Annotated in this window: 20 protein-coding genes and 1 pseudogene; 12 read left to right on the top strand and 9 right to left on the bottom strand. The window is 64.2% G+C overall.

The window, feature by feature from the left end:
* Window positions 1-108 precede the first annotated feature (108 nt).
* The gene (locus IBJ82_RS34985) at window positions 109-576 is read right to left on the bottom strand and encodes a triacylglycerol lipase (RefSeq protein WP_228538042.1); all 468 of its coding nucleotides are present in this window, start codon (window positions 574-576) and stop codon (window positions 109-111) included.
* A 725-nt stretch (window positions 577-1301) separates the two neighbouring features.
* Here IBJ82_RS34985 and IBJ82_RS33265 point away from each other — a divergent pair.
* Window positions 1302-1523: a hypothetical protein gene (locus tag IBJ82_RS33265; RefSeq protein WP_194829948.1), complete on the top strand. Its 222-nt coding sequence runs from the start codon at window positions 1302-1304 to the stop codon at window positions 1521-1523.
* Between the two features lie 107 nt (window positions 1524-1630).
* Here IBJ82_RS33265 and IBJ82_RS33260 read toward each other — a convergent pair whose 3' ends face one another.
* The gene (locus IBJ82_RS33260) at window positions 1631-1939 is read right to left on the bottom strand and encodes a MerR family transcriptional regulator (protein WP_194829958.1); all 309 of its coding nucleotides are present in this window, start codon (window positions 1937-1939) and stop codon (window positions 1631-1633) included.
* Window positions 1940-2096: 157 nt separating this feature from the next.
* Here IBJ82_RS33260 and IBJ82_RS33255 point away from each other — a divergent pair, with 157 nt between their 5' ends.
* The 5 genes from IBJ82_RS33255 (at window position 2097) to IBJ82_RS33235 (ending at window position 4267) form a co-directional block, all read left to right on the top strand.
* Window positions 2097-2522, top strand: a complete 426-nt coding sequence (locus IBJ82_RS33255; RefSeq protein ID WP_194829947.1) for an Hsp20/alpha crystallin family protein — start codon at window positions 2097-2099, stop codon at window positions 2520-2522.
* 276 nt (window positions 2523-2798) lie between these two features.
* On the top strand, window positions 2799-2996 hold the full coding sequence (locus IBJ82_RS33250) for a hypothetical protein (RefSeq protein ID WP_194829946.1): 198 nt from the start codon (window positions 2799-2801) through the stop codon (window positions 2994-2996).
* Window positions 2997-3063: 67 nt separating this feature from the next.
* Window positions 3064-3288 (top strand): cold-shock protein, encoded by a 225-nt coding sequence (locus IBJ82_RS33245; RefSeq protein WP_370585589.1) that lies wholly within the window; start codon window positions 3064-3066, stop codon window positions 3286-3288.
* A gap of 88 nt (window positions 3289-3376) precedes the next feature.
* Window positions 3377-3529: a hypothetical protein gene (locus IBJ82_RS33240; RefSeq protein WP_194829944.1), complete on the top strand. Its 153-nt coding sequence runs from the start codon at window positions 3377-3379 to the stop codon at window positions 3527-3529.
* Window positions 3530-3865: 336 nt separating this feature from the next.
* Window positions 3866-4267, top strand: coding sequence for a hypothetical protein (locus IBJ82_RS33235; protein ID WP_194829943.1), 402 nt, complete (start codon window positions 3866-3868; stop codon window positions 4265-4267).
* 160 nt (window positions 4268-4427) lie between these two features.
* On the opposite strand, the gene IBJ82_RS33230 is transcribed toward IBJ82_RS33235, so the two are convergent.
* The 3 genes from IBJ82_RS33230 to IBJ82_RS33220 all read right to left on the bottom strand — a co-directional run bounded on the left by IBJ82_RS33230 (window position 4428) and on the right by IBJ82_RS33220 (window position 6067).
* The gene (locus IBJ82_RS33230) at window positions 4428-4934 is read right to left on the bottom strand and encodes a TIGR03618 family F420-dependent PPOX class oxidoreductase (RefSeq protein WP_194829942.1); all 507 of its coding nucleotides are present in this window, start codon (window positions 4932-4934) and stop codon (window positions 4428-4430) included.
* 148 nt (window positions 4935-5082) lie between these two features.
* Window positions 5083-5433 (bottom strand): Lsr2 family protein, encoded by a 351-nt coding sequence (locus IBJ82_RS33225; protein WP_194829941.1) that lies wholly within the window; start codon window positions 5431-5433, stop codon window positions 5083-5085.
* A gap of 205 nt (window positions 5434-5638) precedes the next feature.
* A complete protein-coding gene (locus IBJ82_RS33220; protein WP_194829940.1) occupies window positions 5639-6067 on the bottom strand; it encodes a pyridoxamine 5'-phosphate oxidase family protein in 429 nt (142 codons plus the stop codon).
* A gap of 392 nt (window positions 6068-6459) precedes the next feature.
* Here IBJ82_RS33220 and IBJ82_RS33215 point away from each other — a divergent pair, with 392 nt between their 5' ends.
* From IBJ82_RS33215 to IBJ82_RS33190, 6 genes are all read left to right on the top strand, one after another.
* Window positions 6460-6690: a hypothetical protein gene (locus tag IBJ82_RS33215; RefSeq protein ID WP_194829939.1), complete on the top strand. Its 231-nt coding sequence runs from the start codon at window positions 6460-6462 to the stop codon at window positions 6688-6690.
* A gap of 482 nt (window positions 6691-7172) precedes the next feature.
* Window positions 7173-8543 (top strand): ice-binding family protein, encoded by a 1371-nt coding sequence (locus IBJ82_RS33210; protein WP_194829938.1) that lies wholly within the window; start codon window positions 7173-7175, stop codon window positions 8541-8543.
* A gap of 547 nt (window positions 8544-9090) precedes the next feature.
* Entirely contained in the window at window positions 9091-10203 is a 1113-nt protein-coding gene (locus tag IBJ82_RS33205) for an N-acetylmuramoyl-L-alanine amidase (protein WP_194829937.1), read from the top strand.
* 364 nt (window positions 10204-10567) lie between these two features.
* Window positions 10568-10771 carry an IPT/TIG domain-containing protein gene (locus tag IBJ82_RS33200; RefSeq protein WP_194829936.1) on the top strand — a complete coding sequence of 68 codons (204 nt, stop codon included), beginning with the start codon at window positions 10568-10570 and terminating at the stop codon, window positions 10769-10771.
* Between the two features lie 107 nt (window positions 10772-10878).
* The gene (locus tag IBJ82_RS33195) at window positions 10879-11811 is read left to right on the top strand and encodes a hypothetical protein (RefSeq protein WP_194829935.1); all 933 of its coding nucleotides are present in this window, start codon (window positions 10879-10881) and stop codon (window positions 11809-11811) included.
* 224 nt (window positions 11812-12035) lie between these two features.
* Complete coding sequence (locus tag IBJ82_RS33190) at window positions 12036-12638, top strand: aldo/keto reductase (RefSeq protein ID WP_228538041.1); 603 nt, start codon at window positions 12036-12038, stop codon at window positions 12636-12638.
* Here the strand turns inward: IBJ82_RS33190 and IBJ82_RS33185 are convergent.
* The 4 genes and pseudogenes from IBJ82_RS33185 to IBJ82_RS33175 all read right to left on the bottom strand — a co-directional run bounded on the left by IBJ82_RS33185 (window position 12624) and on the right by IBJ82_RS33175 (window position 16529).
* A complete protein-coding gene (locus tag IBJ82_RS33185) occupies window positions 12624-13445 on the bottom strand; it encodes a YceI family protein (protein ID WP_194829934.1) in 822 nt (273 codons plus the stop codon). The genes IBJ82_RS33190 and IBJ82_RS33185 overlap by 15 nt on opposite strands.
* Window positions 13445-14434 (bottom strand): collagen binding domain-containing protein, encoded by a 990-nt coding sequence (locus IBJ82_RS34980; protein WP_228538048.1) that lies wholly within the window; start codon window positions 14432-14434, stop codon window positions 13445-13447. The genes IBJ82_RS33185 and IBJ82_RS34980 overlap by 1 nt, the downstream gene beginning before the upstream one ends.
* A gap of 48 nt (window positions 14435-14482) precedes the next feature.
* Window positions 14483-15994, bottom strand: a pseudogene (locus IBJ82_RS34975) (MDR family MFS transporter); the annotation flags it as partial.
* Between the two features lie 37 nt (window positions 15995-16031).
* Window positions 16032-16529 carry a MarR family winged helix-turn-helix transcriptional regulator gene (locus tag IBJ82_RS33175; protein WP_194829932.1) on the bottom strand — a complete coding sequence of 166 codons (498 nt, stop codon included), beginning with the start codon at window positions 16527-16529 and terminating at the stop codon, window positions 16032-16034.
* Between the last annotated feature and the right edge of the window lie 465 nt (window positions 16530-16994).

The raw sequence follows: 16994 nt of genomic DNA, 5'->3' as shown, positions 1-16994 counted from the left end.
GCGATTCCTACCGGATGAAACACCGCACGAAAGCAGGTGAGCGCCCCTGATCTGAGCACCCCACCCCCGCCTGGGGGTGGGGACTTCCCGTTGGCCACCAGCGGGGACTTACGAATGGCCGTTGACAGCCCCGAAGGTGACAAGCTTGCCGACTTTGTCGGCGCCGCCTTCGAATTTCAGATAGTGGTTCGCGACTGTGCCACCTTGTGAGTGGCCGACGATGTCGACCTGGTCCGCGCCGGTGGCGTTGCGTACGCGTTCGATGAAGTCGGCGACCTGACGTGAGGAATCCTCGATGGGGCCGACGCCGTAACGGCCGGGGAGAACGCCGGCAAGGCCCCCGCCCTCGATGAGTCCGGAGCGTCCGAAGTTGAGAGCGAAGACGCAGAAGCCGGCGCGGGACAACTGCGGTGACAGGGAGCTGAAAGTGTCGAAGACGTTGAGCCAGCTGCCATGCAGCAGAACTACCGGGCGCGGGTGCGCTGCGCTCGGCTTGCAATCCCACTTGTTGGCACCGACCGGTGCGACATCAGGATTGGCGAGCCCGTAGGCGAACGCGGCCAAAGGAGCAGTCAATTCCGGGCCTTCGCCCGTTGGGGCTGCCGCTGTGCTCTTTCCCCATGCAGTGCCGCTGCCAGAGGAGCCACCGGAGCCGCTACCTGCTTCGCTTCCTGCGCCGCTACCTGGGTCAACGATCGCTGTGGGTTGTCGGCCGTCGACCGAAGGCGTCAAACCGGCAGTCACCGAATCCGCAAGTGCCTGCAGGTCCGAGACGGCAGGCTCCGCGCTCGCCGATATAGGCGCGAGCCCGGCGACCGATAGCCCGGCGACGATCGCTGTGGCTATGGCAGTCCGCCGAATTCGTTGCTTCGTTGCAAACATGTGTGAAGTCCCATCTGATCATCCACCGGCCGGAGAGCAGCTGTGATGTGAACCACGATCACGGGTTGATGTGACTCACATCGCTGTATGGCGGTGGTAGGGAAAGTCTGAACCGGGCGGTCTGATCAGTCACTCCACTGAGGGACGAAATCGCGCGACACATGTTGTCAACGGCGCCAAAAGTGACTTTTCGGAACTGCCTGCTTATGTCACGTGATCACCGTGGAGATGGTCGCGGCCGCTGTCGACCGGCTGTGCCCCAGTTCTCGAGATGGACTCGAATAGCTGAGAATTTCGCCGACGTCTGTTTGCCGGGCGCGACGAATTCGGTACCGCGAATCACACGAGGCGCGGTTGGAACGGTTAGTCGTTGTCGCGCGGATCACCTGATCGGGGCAACGGTCGAGCAGTCGCGGCGGATGTTGATCTGTGAAGCCGTCGCAGCCATCACTGTCAGCGCCGTCGCGGGCTGCCTCGGTGCGATCGCGGGAACCGTACCTTTCGCGATCGCCAAGACCGGCGACCCACTCGCAGCGCTGGCACCGCTGCCGTATTCGCTCGCAATCGCCGTTGGCACGGGCATCACTCTCGGCGTGACCGCGCTGGCGGGCCGCCGCGTAATCCGCACGGCTGCTGCATGACCGGAGGCAGCTGCGTCGAAAGACTCGGCTGCGTCGCTGGCTCCGAGCAGCCCAGCGCGGCGAGGTGGCAGGGCCGAACGCCGCCGACTGGCTGGTGGGTACGCAGGCTAGGTCGACTTGGCGCGTAGTCGATCCCGTTCCGCGCGTAAGCGAGCGACGGTGTCTTCGAGCTCGAGGATGCGAGCCACCGCGGTCAGATTGACCCCGTCGCAGGTAAGGGTGGTGATGCGGTGCAGGCGCGTCAGGTCCTCGCCGCTGTAGCGGCGGGTGCCACCGGCGCTACGCGCGGGCGTGACCAGTCCGTGCTGCTCGTACAGGCGCAGGGTCTGGACCCCGATGCCGGCCAACTCCGCGGCAACGGAGATCGCATACACCGCCTGTGCTGGTGACGGCCCTGAGTTGTGCGGGGAGACCATCTGTGTCCTCACCTCGATTCCTAGGATTCTCTCCTAGATTACTTGCTTCCAGTACTTGCACTCATCTAGGTAGAGTGCTAGAAAATATCTATGTCAGATGACAGAGGTTATCTGATCATCATCCTAGTGAGAATGGAGTGAGTTGGAGGTGGCGACCATGTTGATGCGCACCGATCCCTTCCGTGATCTGGACCGGTGGACCCAGCAGATGTTCGGCACAGCGGCACAGCCGACAGCGATGCCGATGGATGCTTGGCGCGACGGCGATGAGTTCGTGGTCGAGTTCGATCTGCCCGGAATCGACCCGGAATCGCTGGATTTGGACGTCGAACGCAATGTGGTGACCGTGCGCGCGTCGCGGCCCGGCCTCGACGCCAATCGGTCGATGATCGCCGCGGAGCGCCCGCGCGGGGTGTTCAGCCGTCAGTTGTTCCTCGGCGAGAGCCTCGACACCGACCAGATCCGCGCCGACTACCGCAACGGTGTCCTGCGGCTGTCGATCCCGGTCGCGGAGAAGGCCAAACCCCGCAAGATCGAGATCGCCCGCGATCACGACCGCGAACCCCAGGTGATCAACGCCTGAGTCCGTGAGAGAGGTCGGCGATGTCTGCCTCGATCACCGAGGCAGACAGTCGGTAGCGCCCACTCGGCGCGCAGCCCTTCACCACGCACACAATCTCGTAGCAGCCGCCGTACCGGTTCGCGACCGGTGCCACACCGAAGTGAGGTGGTGCGTATCGAACGATCTCCGAAGCCCTTGTGAATGAGCTGAATTCGACTCCCCGCAGTCCGGTGGCCGGGCCTGTGGACCCGGCCACCGCCTCCACCCCCGCCTGCTAGCCGATTCGAGGAGGACCCGATGACCGTCTTACCGAGTGGTTCCGAGGCCGATCGCGTCGAACAGGAGACCTTCGTCTTGGATTCGGACCGCGAATCAGGCCTCGACGTCACCGCCGTGCCCCAAGAGGCTGAGCGCGGCGCCGATCTCACCGACTGTATCGACCAAGCCTGGAGCGTCCCCGATGCCGACGACGACCTCTCGTGTCTTGCCTGCTGAGAACCGCACGCACCCGGACCCGCACCAGCACGAGGCCGGGGAATGCCGATACTGGCAGCCCGGTCACGTGAGCTGGTTCGACGAGGCGAAAGGGTTCGGGTTCTTGACCTCCGACCGGGGCGGACCGGCGGTGTTCTGCGACTACACCGCCGTCGCCACCCCGGGCTACAAGCTCCTGCACGCCGGACAACGCGTGATCTTCACCGTGACCGACACCGGCCGTGGGCCCGAAGCCGGCCGAGTGCTGACCTACGACGAGTCCGGCACTGAGACCGCGGTCGCGACCTCCTGACCTGTGAATTGGGTTCGATCGCTGCTGCGGGCTCGCGGAACCCGCAGCCACTGAGCGCACGCAGCCCGACCTATTGCGAGGAACAGCAATGCCTACCGACTACGCCACCGACCGACAAGAACTGGCCACGCCGACCGAGACGACCGTCGTCCGGTGGCCCGAACCCAGCCCTCTCGACACGTGGTGGACCGAGATCATGGATGGTGTTTCACCACTGGACGAATCGCGATCTCGTCGCTGACCGCCCACGACTACGGGTTTTCGTGTGCGGCTACGGGGCCAGGCCGCCCGAGCCTTTCCTTGATCGGTGTGCTGTGGCCAACTACGTTGAGCGCCAGCCGATCTCGACACCGTCACCGCGTTCTTCGTCGACCTGGGCCTGCAGGCCGATCAGAAGATGGCTGTCGAAGGCGAGCCGGTTGCGCCTCGACGGTAGATCATCCGCGCCTCGGTCCCTGAAAAGGTAAGCACCGCAGTGTGATTGAATGGTCGGTTCGCTCGACGCGAGTACATCGTGCGGACTGCTGCTGGCGGGAGGATTCCGCCGGCACATCGTTTCGTGAAAGGACAACTCGATATGACACGGTCTGCTACCCGGCGCACTGTCGCGATGATCGCAGCGGGGGGCGCCCTAGCAGGGGCCGTTGTTGCGAGCACCGGTGTTGCCCACGCCGCCGACGTCCCTGCCTACGGCAGCATCCGCTACGTCTTCTGCTCCGATGTGCAGGCAGGCAACGAGATCACCTACTACGACTCTCTCGGCAAGCGCGACGAGGTCGTCACGCTGACCGAGCCCATGGAGGGTGACCGGTGGTGCCGCAACGTCGACGCGCAGTTCCTTAAGGAATCGTTCGTCTGGTCGTCGATCAGTCACACCGACGCCCATTACGTGTTCGCCGCGATTTACGTGAACGGCAAACTGGTTGCCCGCGACGAGGACCGCTCGACCTACGGCTACGGGTCGGCGCAAGCGATGTGATCGGTAGTTCACGAAGTCGCTGAGCTGTCGGTACACCGACTCCCCGCGGAGTCGGTGTACCGCTCGGATCGACCATCGGCCCGTTGTAGGCGCGCACGGTGCACCGTCGAGGAAGTCGGTACGGCACATTCGTCGCCTCAGCTGAGCCGATGAACACCGATCAGGGTTGAAGGCCAGCTGTACTGCCGCCGAGCGGCATGGCGGGCAGGCCGAGTTTGCGATGGTCCCAGGAGCGGATCCGCGTCGGCTCGACCCGAACGACGATGCGTTTGTGCATCATGGATTCGACCAGGGGACGAGCCTGCTCGGTGTAGGGACCGACGTAGCGGCGGAAGACGTCGATTCCGGCGTTCCAGTACTCCTCATCCTCGGGGTCCTCGATCAGATGCGCTGTTCCTTCGATCGAAACGCCGCGCAACTGGTCGTAGGTGTCGCCCGCCTCGGCCATGCAGGTCAGGGTCGGGTTGCGGCGCAGGTTGGTCGCCTTCTGCGACTTCGCCTTGGTCTCGAAGTAGATCTTGCCGTCGATGTGCCCGAACCACATCGCTGTCAGATGCGGTTTCCCCTCGGCATCGAGGGTAGCCAAGGTGAGCACCCTGCTGCGGTCGAGGAATTGCGCGATCTCCTCCGCGCTCATCTGCACCGTAGCCCGCTGTTTGACTCCCACGTTCACCTCCAACTCGAGTTTCGGCCGACTTTATCGAGCAACCGCGCTCGGCGATCCCGAACGCGATCATTCGCTGGTCAGCGCGGCTGCGGGCCGATCATCGGGCGCATGCCGAATCGTGCAGTAAGCGGGGAAAATATTGCCAATTCTATGCCGACGCTGCGTCATACGCGGCGATGACGTCTGTGGCGATCCGTCCGCGAGTAGAGACGGAGTGACCGTTTTCGCTGGCCCACGAGCGAATGGCGGTGAGATCGTCGCGTGAGGCGGGTGCGCTCGCGGATTTCCTTCCGGCGAGACGACCGGTGGAAGTCTTGGCGCGGCCGATTCGGCGGGCGTAGGGGAGCCACTGGTCGAACGTTTCGCGCAGCTTGGTGGCGTTGGTATCGGACAGGTCGATTTCGTAGGTGAGTCCGTCCAATGCGAACGTAACGGTCTCGTCGGCGTCGGAGGTGCCGTCGAAGTCGTCGATAAGGCTGACAACGACTTTGCGAGCCATGGGAATCCTTTTTATTCGAGTGCGGAAGGTTTCACACGGATGCTAGTTGCCGGTGGCTGGTCGAGCGCGCCCAGTGCCAGCGCACTGGCAGCGGTTGGGCAGTTCCGGGCTGATTTAGCTACGGATTCACTGCGCTAGCGCTACAGAGGATCTCGCGACGTTGGCGCAGCGATCCTTGGTCGAGGTACCTGACAGAGTACGACCGTCATATCGAGAATCGGCTCACGGTTTCGGGCTCGATGGTGATGAGAAACCACTTGTCGGCCAGCATCTTGTTGAGTTCGTCGGCTCGACCCTCGTCGTTGAGGTCCCAGTAGCGAGCGGCCAGGCGGGAGAGCAGGTCGTGGGCTCCGTCGGGTGAGATGGTGGTGTGGCCGGCGACGGAAACCCAGCGCTCTCGTTCACCCACTGGGGCAGCGACGACGATCGAGGCGCGGGGGTCGTGCCGCAATCGCGAGACCTTCACCGAATCCGGGTCGGTGAACAGTTGGATTGTGCCCTCGGTGGTGACCTCGAACCACACCGGCCGAGGTTGGGGCGGTGTCGGTCCGTCGGCTACGGACAGAAACCCGTAGAGGGGGCGTTCGAGGAACTCGATATCCTTGGCGGTCAACGAATGTGGTTCGGTGCCCATCGTGATCCTTTCCGAAGAGGGAGGGGTGTTGCTGATCATGGCCCCAGTCAACGCAGCCACCTCGGCCAATTCCATAGGTGAGAACCCGGATTTCATGTGTATTCGTCTAACTATCGCCGACCCGCCGACGTGCAGTTACCTGGCGGGATCGGACTCGACCATCAGATGACTCCGCCGGCGAACCCTGGCGTCGGTCTGGACGACCAGGATGCTGTATCAGCGAAATCCGACGTCGCGATCGTGCTTGACATCCGGTGTGGGAGCAGCAGGCCTTCTTGATCTGATCTGTGCGCAGCTCGGCAGTTGCCATGTGGTGGCGGCCAAGCTCCACGCTTCGAGTTCGGTCGCGATATCGCTATGGAATTTCGGTGCGTTCCCGAAGTACGCGGGGGATGCCGAAGAACGTGACAGGTGAGCTTGGCGTCGGATTCGACGGCCCAAGCGGCGACGGCGGGACCTTGGCGTCGGCGCTCGGCGGCCTCGCGACCCTGCATGATCGCGCGAATGGCGGATGCCTCGGCACGCTGACCGCCGATCTCGATGGCGCTGTCGGGGACGGCGCGCGATCGCGGACGAGTGTTGCTGCCGCCAAGGCGATGCCGCGTCCCGCCGCAGCGACCTGACCCAGGCCGAATCGAACAGGCTTCCCTCGCGGTCCGAGGCGATCCTCACCGGCGAACCCACCGTGCAGGCGCGAGGAAGGGGATCAGCCGCAGTGCCGGTCATGGCTTCCATCGCTACGTTTACATGGTCCGGCCATCGGCGACGAAGTGCGACACTACGAAGTTGCCAGGCGAGGCCACCTTCGGGGACGAGGGGCGAGCTGTAAATCTCTGTACAGGAACAGATGTCGATGCCGCCGGCCGCAATCGGTGCTGCTTCGATCTGCAGATCGGGTGCGAGGTCCGGAATTTCAGTGCCCACTGTCTGCACAACAAGATCAGAAATAGCTGACGATCGACTCGAAATGGACGATACCGGACGAAAACAGACTGGGATTTCATTGCCGAAGTGCCTCCCCGAGAGAGGTAATGGTATCAGCGGTAAATCAAACGGACAAAGCCGTGCCGCTGTACGAAATTCCTTCTACTCGGAAAGTAAGAAAATGGCACCTGTAATCACCTCGCTGAACCCCTCTTTCGGGCCTCCAGCGGGTTTCAATTCCGTAGTAATCACCGGCTCCGGATTCGCCAACGTCGGTCCGATCAGTGTCCTGTTCGGTTCGACGGCAACGACATTCACGATCGACTCCAATACGCAACTCACGGCCATCGTCCCGCCCGGAACCGGCACGGTGAACGTCACCGTGAAGGTTCTGCTGGACGGCACGAGCAACCCGGTGCCCTACACCTATGGGGTCCCCGCTCCTACCTTGACCAGCGTCAATCCGAGTTCGGGATCGGCGGCCGGTGGGACGACCGTCGTGCTCACCGGGACGAACCTGACCGGAGTCACGGCGGTGAGTTTCGGTGGAACACCGGCAACCTCGTTCACGGTCAACTCCTCGACGCAGATCACGGCGGTGACCCCTGCCCATGCGGCGGGGGCGGCGCAGGTCACTGTCACCGCTCCCGGCGGGACCAGTAACGGCGTCGCGTTCACCTATATCGCGGTGCCCACCTTGATCAGCGTCGTTCCGAGCTCGGGCCCGCCCAGCGGTGGGACAGTAGTAGTCCTCACCGGCACAGGCTTGACCGGCGCCACCGCAGTAAGTTTCGGCGGGACACCGGCGACCCTGTTCACTGTCAACTCCTCCACCCAGATCACCGTCCTCGCCCCAGCCCATGCTGCGGGGAGTGTGCAGGTCACCGTCACCACCCCCGGCGGAACCAGCAACGGTCTCGCGTTCACCTACGTTTCGGGTCTGCTGCCGGTCAACCTCGGCACCGCCTCGTCGTTCGCAGTGCTGGGTGCCGCGACGGTCACCAACACCGGAGCCACAGCAATCACCGGTGACCTGGGCGTCAGCCCGGGAACCGCGATCACCGGATTCCCGCCGGGAACGGTGACCAGCGGAACGATCCACGCCGGGGATGCGACCGCGGCGCAGGCTCACACCGATCTGCAATCGGCCTACCTCGACGCGGCGGGACGGTTACCCACCTCAATCATCACCACTGATCTCGGGGGACAAACCCTGACCTCCGGGGTGTACAACGCGGTCGCGGGGATCGGTCTCACCGGCACCGTCACCCTCGACGGGCAAGGAAATTCGAACGCGGTGTTCATCTTCCAGGCCGCAACGACTCTGATCACCGGGGCCAACAGCGCCGTGACCCTCATCAACGGTGCCACGGCGGACAACGTGTTCTGGCAGGTCGGTAGCTCGGCAACGCTGGGGGCCAACACCGACTTCGTCGGCACCCTTCTGGCCTTCACCTCGGTCACCGTGACCGGCGGCACCACCGTGGACGGGAGGATCCTGGCCCTCAACGGCGCAATCACCCTCGACACCGACACCATCGCTCTCCCCTGAGTCGATGATTCACTGAAAGGACAGGACCCTGGCCGCGTGCTCTTCGGTATGCGGCCCAGGGCCTTTCAGGTGTACCAGCCGCTGGTCTGTCCACCCTTGATTGATGCTTGTTGGGTGCAGGTAGTAATTCCTGAAAATCATTCACGAGAGACAAACCGTTGTACTCCGCCGAATTTGCGTCGCCACGGAAACCGCGGTTGAGAGGTTCGTTGCGGGGAATTAGCGATGCTCCGTTGCGGTTTTGATCCAGCCCAAGTTTTGGGTGGCTGACCATCTAGCGACAGGGCCGATCGAAACAGCAATTCTACGAGGGTCGCACTTCACTCGATGAGGAGGTGAGATGTCCACTTTCGACGACTATTCACCGCGGGGCAAACGCCCTTACCGGATTGCTGCTCGGATGCTGCCGACATCGATGTCGAGCAGCTCGAAACGATAGGTGGCGGACTCGCATCGCGCGGTATCGCCTCGGGACAGGTTCGAAATCCGGAGTGTGCGCGGGTCTGGTCACCAGCGATCCGCGCGAAGATTGAGGAGCAGAGCAGCAATGAGCAAACCGATCTACACCGAGCTCGATCGGCTCGGCAATTCCCGTTCTCAGCGGTGGGGAGCGCGCATCACGAACTTCCTGCTACACACCCAGGAAGGCAACGGCACTGCTGAATCGCTGGCCGCCTATCTCGGCAACGGTGCCAACGGCGTGTCCTACCACTACACGCTCAGAGATCGGATCGTCTGTGACGTGGTCGACACCGACTTCGCGTCGTGGTCGGTGCTCGATGCCAATAGTCACACGATCAACCTGTGCTTCGCGGGCAGCCGCGCGAGCTGGACCAAGGCCGAGTGGCTCGCGATAGAGGACGATATCCGGATCGCCGCCTGGCTGGCGGTCGCCGATGCGAAGAAGTACCGGTTCAGCACGGACGTGATCGCGCCGCCGTACGCCCACCGCGACGGCATTTCCGATCACAAGTACGTGACGGAATGCCTCGGCATCGGAACCCATACCGACGTCGGCTACAACTTCCCGTGGCGCGAATTCGATTCCTATGTAAGGGAATTTGCGAGGGGTGCTCCCGCCGGGCCGCCTCCTCTGCCCGCCATCGACGTCGTCGCCGCCACCGCACCATGGCTCGGCACGCGGATCACTGTGGGGGAGGAGCCGACCCGGGACGGCGTCGGTCGGTTCGCGAAGTTCGAGTTCGGCTATGCCTACTGGCATCCATCCACCGGCGCGTACGCGATCCCCACACAGCTGTTCGCGAAATTCGCCGAGTTGGATTGGGAGAACGGCCCGCTCGGTTACCCGATCACCGCGTCGACGGAGCTGCCGGGCGGCCTTGTCCAAGGTTTCCAGGGCGGTGCCCTGTACTTCCGCGACGGTCACCAAACGGTGTGGATCCACGGTGTGATCCGCGAACGCTGGAACCGCACTGGTTTCGAGAGCGGTCGGTTCGGCTGGCCCGTCCGCGACGAGCAGCTGCTCGCGGGCGGCGAGGCGTTCCAGCAGTTCGACAACGGTCGGATCTTCTGGGCCGGTCGCCGCGACACCATCGCCCTACTGGACGCGGAAGGTCCCGACATTCCCGTCTCGGACCGCGGGGGTTCGAAGTCTTGGCCCAGATTCGAGACCGAGGAAGGCGCATCGGGCAACGCCTGAACGCATGGCCCGATGCTTCCGGGGATCTGGGTTGGCCCTACACGGCACGGAGCCTGCCGAAGCCGCGATAGTACTGGGCGACAACAGGATCGGCGGCCTTCTGCTGACCTGACGACGGTCGTCACAGCACACCTATGCCTAGCGACGCCGTGTCACGAACCGCCCCTGAGGCAATGCCGGGCGGGACGTGATCTCGCCGCGCCGACGACTTTCCGGCAGCGATCAGAAAACAGACAAAAACGGAACGTGAATGCATTGCCTGTGTGTCGGTGCGGTGTGTTAATGGAAGTACCGGGGGCAGCTTCATCGACAAGCACCCCTCGGTTCGGGGAAATCGTCATCATCACGAAAAGGAGGCATCGCCATGTCTGCCACCACCGCCCCTGCGCCGACCTCGGGTCCGGCCACCGGCGCCGCGAGCGTCACGATCACCGGTACCGACTTCGGGTGGCCGACCAGGACGCGATTCGGTAGCACCGCAACCCCGTTCACCATCGAGTCGGCCACGCAGCGCACCGCCGTCGCTCTCCCCTGCACGGGTACCGGCGCTGCCTACAGCCACATCTGAGGCGGCGCTGGTCCGGCCGTCGGTGACGACCGGGTGGCACGTCGCTCGTCGGACCGCGAGCGGCGGGGCATTCATGGAGGTGGATTCACAGGGGGGAGGAACTTTCGGTGCAGACTATGCTGAAAATGCTGCTGGCAGAACGACAGCTCAAGAGTCATTCGGATTTTATGGTCGCCTATGACAGATGTGCCGCGCAACTGGATCCCCCGGTCCCACCGGGATACGGCCCGGCGAAAGCGCAGTACTACCAATGGTTGTCGGGCCGTATGGTCGGGCTGCCCCGAGACTATCATCGTCGGGTCCTGCAACGAATGTTTCCCGGCTGGACCATCGAGAGACTGTTCCAGATTGTCGATTCCCCCTCGGCGGACGAGCGCGCTTTCCATCCGTCCGCACCGGTCGACAGCGGGCTGGAAGCATTCCTTGGCGCGGATATGGTCACCCAAGGTGTGACGCTGGTGTATCCCACCCGGCGCGACGCGGCGGTCGTCGTCCCGGAGGACGACCTCCGAGGGCTGCTCTACGTTTCCGCACTCCTGCAGCACCGCACCGGTATCCGCGTGGATTTCTGCGGCGACAGGGAGGCCGCCGCCTACACCGACCGCGCGTACATCGGTTTCGGGCTCGGCACCGTGCCTCCACCCCCGGGAGGTACCACCCGGCGGTTGTTCACGGTGTCGACAACCAATTCGACAATCGGGGCTGTCGTCGAACACCTCGAGCTGAGCGACGGCACCCGGTACGACTCCAATGGCAAGCGCCACATCGGCTTCCTCGCCCGGATCCGGCCGAACCCCGGCCTACATCCCGGTCGATACTGGTTCCTCTGCGCCGGTCTCGCGCCTCGGGGCGCCGCGGGAGCGGGCTGGTTTCTCGCCAACCATTGGAGTTCCCTCCATCAGTGGGTGGGCGCCAACGAATTCGTCGCGGTGCTCGCCATCCGCAGGTACTCCGACCAGACCTCCGGCCTGGAAAAGCTGATCGTCGGCCCGCCGGACGCGGAATCCCGAGAGCAGCCGGCCACAGGGAGCGGCGAATGATTTCGACCGAAGGCTGACCCGATACCGAGCTGCCACTGCGGATGAGAACGCGGCACCGGAGACTGCTTCGAGCGTCCAACTCAGCGCAAGCAGTGAGCGAGCGCCGACCGGCATTTGGGGGCGTGTCGGTGTCGAGTAAGCGTCGGCCGAAGTAGAAGAGACGCTCTTCCCCGACCCGAAAGGTGCCCGACTGCGATCGCTTCGGTAAATGTTCCCCCGAACCGTTGGACTACCGTCTTCAGCGCGCCACCACTTCGACGATGGAGCTGGTGGGGCGGGAACGGATGGCGCGTTCGGCGGGCAGGGGCAGCACCAAAGCGCCGAGCAATGCCACGGCAAGCATCACCTTGGCGGCGCTGAGCGACCTTGTGCGCGACGGTAAGGTGCGCTACATCGGTTCGTCGTCCTACTCGGGATCGAAAAGTGTTGAGGCGCAATGGGGTTTGTATGATCGCAATCTGGCACGGTTCGTGACCGAGCAGCCGCCGTACTCGATCCTGGTGCGTGGCGTCGAGGAGGATGTGCTGCCTGGGTGCAGCGGTACGGGATGGCACGATGGAGCAGTTGCAGACCTATCTGCCCGCCGCCGACCTGTCCCTGCCGGTGACGTGCTGGATCGGATCGACGATGTGGTCGCACCCGGTGTCACGGTCAACCCCGACGACAACAGTTACGTGCGCAGGAGCTGTTGCCCGCTGCGCGGCGGCGCTGAAAACGAGAATCACGACCCGTTCGGTCCGCATCGTCTCGTCTGGGTCGGCTATCCAACGATGCCGTCTACGCGACCGGCGGGGCTCAGCGTGGGCGACCCGCTAGATTGCCGGTAGCTGCTCGCCTTGTACGACTTCGATGTCGAGTTCAATTTTGACCGTCGTGCCGACGGCGGCCACTCCCGTGCGCACAATCGCGTTGTAGTCGATCGCGAAGTCGTTGCGGTGCAACAGTGTTTCGGCGTGGAACGCGGCGCGTACACCACCCCACGGATCCGGCCCGAACCCACCGAAGGCCACCTCGAGATCGACCGAGCGGCGCTGCCCGTGCATGGCCAGCCCACCCGGCATCACCCAGGTGTCACCCCCGGTACGACGAAACCCGTGACCGGTGAAAGTGATCATCGGATACCGGTCGACGTCCAAGAACTCCGGCGAGCGCAGGTGGTTGTCACGCATCGAGATACCGGTATCGATACCCGCCGCCTCGATCTCCGCGTGCCCGGTGGACCGCTCGAACGACTCAGCGATATCGAGTCGCCCACTCACCTCGGCGAATCGGGCTTTGATACTCGCGATTCCCAGATGACGCGCGGTGGCGATCACCGTCGAATGTGCCGGATCGATCGTCCACGGCCCCGGCGAGGGCAACGCCACTGCCCCCACCGCCGGCACCAACACCACCTCACCGAGCACGCCCGTCCCCGTAGAAGAGATCTGCGCGATCCGCGCCACCGGCTCGAACCCGACAGCGGTGAGCACCGCGGTATGAATACCCGCGGGCAACAGGCCGGTGCTCACCGCTCCGGTTTCGTCGACAACCGAACGGGCGATCTGGCGGCCCGTCATATCCGTCACCGTCAACACCGCGTCCGGCACCGGCCACCCCTCCGCCGTGCGAACACGACCGGTCAGCCCACTCATCAACGATCCCCGAGCTCGTAATCGAGCCGCACGTCGTAGGCGGCCTCGCCACCGGTCACGGTGACCTGCCCGGTCACCGGCGGATAACCACGAGCAACCACGGTGTATTGCCCCTCGAGAAGATCAGTCACGAGGTAGCGACCGTTCTCATCGGTGCGCACCGACGCGGTCACCTCACCCGCGGCATCGAGCACAGTGACCAACACGTCCGCCACCGCCCGCCCGCTGTCGGCCCGCGCCGATCCGGCGAGCACCGCCATCGCGGTCAACTCGATGTCATGACGCAATACGCCACTGTCGGGCACCGTCAATGTGGTCGCGCTGGGACGCATGTGCTCAGCGGCCGCGACCAAGGTGTAGAGACCCGACACCACGCCGTGGCACAGGTAGGTGCCGTCGCCGCCCGTGACCGCGGCCCCGACCACCTCGCCACGCATATCGGTCAAGGTGACGGTCGCACCCGACAACGGCGACCCGTGGGCAGCGGTACGGACGACACCCGACAACTCACCGGAACCCACCAAGGTCAGATCCATCCGCTGGGTCCGCTGAGCGACCGACACATTGACCGCGGCCGGCTGGTGCCCCGTCGCCGACACGATCAACACGTGAGAACCCGACTCCGGCGCACTGATCGCATAACCACCATCAGCGGCACTGCTCGCCCGCGCGACCTGACGGCCACTCTGATCGATCAACGTCAACACCGCACCCGGCAACGGATGACCATCCTCGCGGCGGACGTGACCGTCCACCGCTCCACCGCCGAGGCCCGACCCGGACAACTCGCCGGTGGGCGGAGCGGACTGCGACGACGCATCGACCTGGTACGCCCGACGGCCGTTCTGATCTGCCGGCGCATGCCGTCCGGCCGAAGCAGTCGATACCAGCTCCGACTCGGACAACACTCGCTCGGCGCCTTCCCAGACCGGGTCTTCTTCCCACCTCGACTCCGCGAGTCCGGCCAATTCGGCATCCAGCGCCGCCATTCTGTCATCTTCGGCCGGATTATCTTGCGAGGCAGATTCTTTCGCTGTCGGGTCGAGGGCCGGATCGATATCGATCGTGCTGCGCAGCGGACGGTTCGGAAGCCACGCGGTCGCGAGGAGGGCGACGACCGCCGCCCCCGCGGCGATGAGGAAGATCCGACCGGTGGCATCGCCGTAGGAGGCGCGCACGATCGTCGCTATCGGTGCGGGTATGCCGTGCAGGTTCAGGGTGCTGCCGCCGGAGGAACTGGTCGTCACACCGATTTTCGCGAAACCTTCGGTCGACAGTTCGCTCACACGGGTAGCCAGCGCCGACCCCAGCACCGAGACACCGATCGCGCCACCGAACGTGCGGAAGAACGCGACGCTGCTCGATGCCGCGCCGATGTTGTGCACGCTCACGGTGTTCTGCACGGCCAGCACCAGGTTCTGCATCATCATGCCGACACCGAGCCCGACAACGGCGATGTAGGTGCCGACCAGCCACAGGTTGGTGGCGTGATCGATCGTCGAGAGCAGCCCGAAACCGACCACCAACAGCGCACCGCCGGTGACGACGAACGCCTTCCATTTTCCGAACCGGGTGATCAGCTGTCCCGAACCGGTCGACGCGACGAGCATGCCGAAAACCATCGGGATGGTCAGCACACCGGCCACCGTCGGTGAGTATCCGCGCGCGGTCTGGAAGTACTGGCCGAGGAAGGTGGTCGCGCCGAACATGCCGATTCCGACCGCGATCGAGGCGATGATCGCCAGACCGGTGGTGCGCTCGGTGACGATCGACAGCGGGATGATCGGCGACTTGGCTCGGGATTCGACCAGCAGGGTCGCGAGCAGCAGCAATACGCCCACGCCCACATACAGGGCCGATTCACGGGAGAACCACGCGTAGTAATCCGCCTTCCCCGCGAACGACACCCAGATGAGCAGCACCGACACACCGGCCGTCATCAGAGCGGCACCGAGCCAGTCGATCGACACCCCCTCCTTGCGTTCGGTCGGCAGCCGCAGGGTCCGCTGCAGCAGCGCCAGGGCGATCACGGCCAGGGGCACACAGACGAAGAAGCACCAGCGCCAGCCGAGCGGACTGTCGACGATGACGCCGCCGAGGATGGGTCCACCCGACATCGACACCGCCATCACGGCACCCATGTAGCCGGAATAGCGTCCGCGTTCACGCGGCGAGACGATGGAACCGATGATCGCGACGACGAGCGCGGTCAATCCGCCCATGCCGATGCCCTGGATGACTCGTGCCGCCAACAGCATGGGCACATTGCCCGCGAAGCCCGCGATCACCGAACCGATGACGAAGATGACGATGGCCGACTGGACCAACAGCTTCTTGTTGAACAGATCGGCGAACTTGCCCCAGATCGGGGTGGACGCGGCGTTGGCCAACAGGGCTGTGGTGATGACCCAGGCGTATGCGGTCTGCGACCCGTCCAGGTCGCCGATGATCGTGGGCAGCGCGGTCGCCACGATCGTGGTGCTGAGCAGTGCTGTGAACAGCGCCGCCAGCAGCCCGGTCATGGCTTCCAGGATTTGACGATGGGTCATCGCGTCCGGGGCCCGCCGCGTCCCCGCCTCGACTGAATTAGACATCCGCTTCCTGACTTTCTGTCGAATCCGGCCGGCGCGCGCCCACCGCGGTGTGGGGCGCAACCGTGGCCAGTGAATTCCTGAGCTTCAGAACAACCGAGGTGGCCTGTTCGGCTTCGTCCTCGCTCCAGTGGGCAAGAGCGGTCTGCAATCCCCGTGCCCGCGATATTCGGACGCGCCGGAGCAGATCGCTTCCTTCGTCGGTGATCTGGATGAGAGTGGCCCGGCCATCGCTGGGATCGGCGTGACGTGCGATGTTGCCTGAGCGCACCAGCTCGGCGACATGCCTGCTCAGTGTCGATGGGCTGATGCACAAGTCCACAGCGAGATCCACCTGCCGGCACGGACCTCTGGCCTCGAGCGAGCCCAGCACGCCGATACCGCCGGGAAGCAGGTCCCCTTCGTCCGGATGCGACAGGGCAGCGCGGATGGCCCGGCCCATGAAAAAGAGCTCTCTGATCAGGCTCTGAGCCGTATCGGGTGACACTGCCATGACTACTCCCAGACGAGAATATTTACTTGCAGAATGCAACTATACATTACATTACTTGCGCTAAGCAACGAGCTGCCCTGGGTAGTCCCTGCTCGCGCGGTGGGTGTCGCCGCTTGCGGCGACACGGCTGGGCTGGGGTTCTCGGGTAGCGTCGGCGAACTCGTCGCGGGGGAGTGCGACGGCTGCTACAACGACTTCGAGAACGGCACGATCACTCGGGCGTTGAGATGTCACGGGGGAGCGGCGATGGTGGCGCGCGATGACGCGGCTGGAGAACGCTTGCGCCCGCAGAGCGGGACGGTTCGTCTTCGGCCTGCCGCTGGCCGTGGTTGTCGGCGCCGCCGGCCCGAACCCGCCGGATCGTTCGGTCGAGGCGATCCGACGGGGTGTCGAGGGTGAGGAGAATCCAAATGCAACGGCAAAGGGTATTTGGCGCCGATCAGCGCCTCATCCGGGCAAACCGCG

Source organism: Nocardia sp. XZ_19_231 (assembly GCF_015355705.1).
GTDB lineage: Bacteria > Actinomycetota > Actinomycetes > Mycobacteriales > Mycobacteriaceae > Nocardia > Nocardia salmonicida.
Note: the sequence above shows the minus strand (reverse complement) of the source record. Positions and strands in the feature narration are given on the sequence as shown.

Excerpts from the sequence above, each read along its gene's own strand:
- IBJ82_RS33255 (WP_194829947.1), top strand. The coding sequence starts at position 2,097 with ATGTTGATGCGCACCGATCCCTTCCGTGATCTGGACCGGTGGACCCAG.
- IBJ82_RS33240 (WP_194829944.1), top strand. The coding sequence starts at position 3,377 with ATGCCTACCGACTACGCCACCGACCGACAAGAACTGGCCACGCCGACC.
- IBJ82_RS33225 (WP_194829941.1), bottom strand. The coding sequence starts at position 5,433 with ATGGCTCGCAAAGTCGTTGTCAGCCTTATCGACGACTTCGACGGCACC.
- IBJ82_RS33220 (WP_194829940.1), bottom strand. The coding sequence starts at position 6,067 with ATGGGCACCGAACCACATTCGTTGACCGCCAAGGATATCGAGTTCCTC.
- IBJ82_RS33175 (WP_194829932.1), bottom strand. The coding sequence starts at position 16,529 with ATGGCAGTGTCACCCGATACGGCTCAGAGCCTGATCAGAGAGCTCTTT.
- IBJ82_RS33200 (WP_194829936.1), top strand. The coding sequence starts at position 10,568 with ATGTCTGCCACCACCGCCCCTGCGCCGACCTCGGGTCCGGCCACCGGC.
- IBJ82_RS33185 (WP_194829934.1), bottom strand. The coding sequence starts at position 13,445 with ATGAGTGGGCTGACCGGTCGTGTTCGCACGGCGGAGGGGTGGCCGGTG.
- IBJ82_RS34980 (WP_228538048.1), bottom strand. The coding sequence starts at position 14,434 with ATGGCGGCGCTGGATGCCGAATTGGCCGGACTCGCGGAGTCGAGGTGG.
- IBJ82_RS33265 (WP_194829948.1), top strand. The coding sequence starts at position 1,302 with ATGTTGATCTGTGAAGCCGTCGCAGCCATCACTGTCAGCGCCGTCGCG.
- IBJ82_RS33235 (WP_194829943.1), top strand. The coding sequence starts at position 3,866 with ATGACACGGTCTGCTACCCGGCGCACTGTCGCGATGATCGCAGCGGGG.
- IBJ82_RS33250 (WP_194829946.1), top strand. The coding sequence starts at position 2,799 with ATGACCGTCTTACCGAGTGGTTCCGAGGCCGATCGCGTCGAACAGGAG.
- IBJ82_RS33215 (WP_194829939.1), top strand. The coding sequence starts at position 6,460 with ATGCCGAAGAACGTGACAGGTGAGCTTGGCGTCGGATTCGACGGCCCA.
- IBJ82_RS33260 (WP_194829958.1), bottom strand. The coding sequence starts at position 1,939 with ATGGTCTCCCCGCACAACTCAGGGCCGTCACCAGCACAGGCGGTGTAT.
- IBJ82_RS33210 (WP_194829938.1), top strand. The coding sequence starts at position 7,173 with ATGGCACCTGTAATCACCTCGCTGAACCCCTCTTTCGGGCCTCCAGCG.
- IBJ82_RS33205 (WP_194829937.1), top strand. The coding sequence starts at position 9,091 with ATGAGCAAACCGATCTACACCGAGCTCGATCGGCTCGGCAATTCCCGT.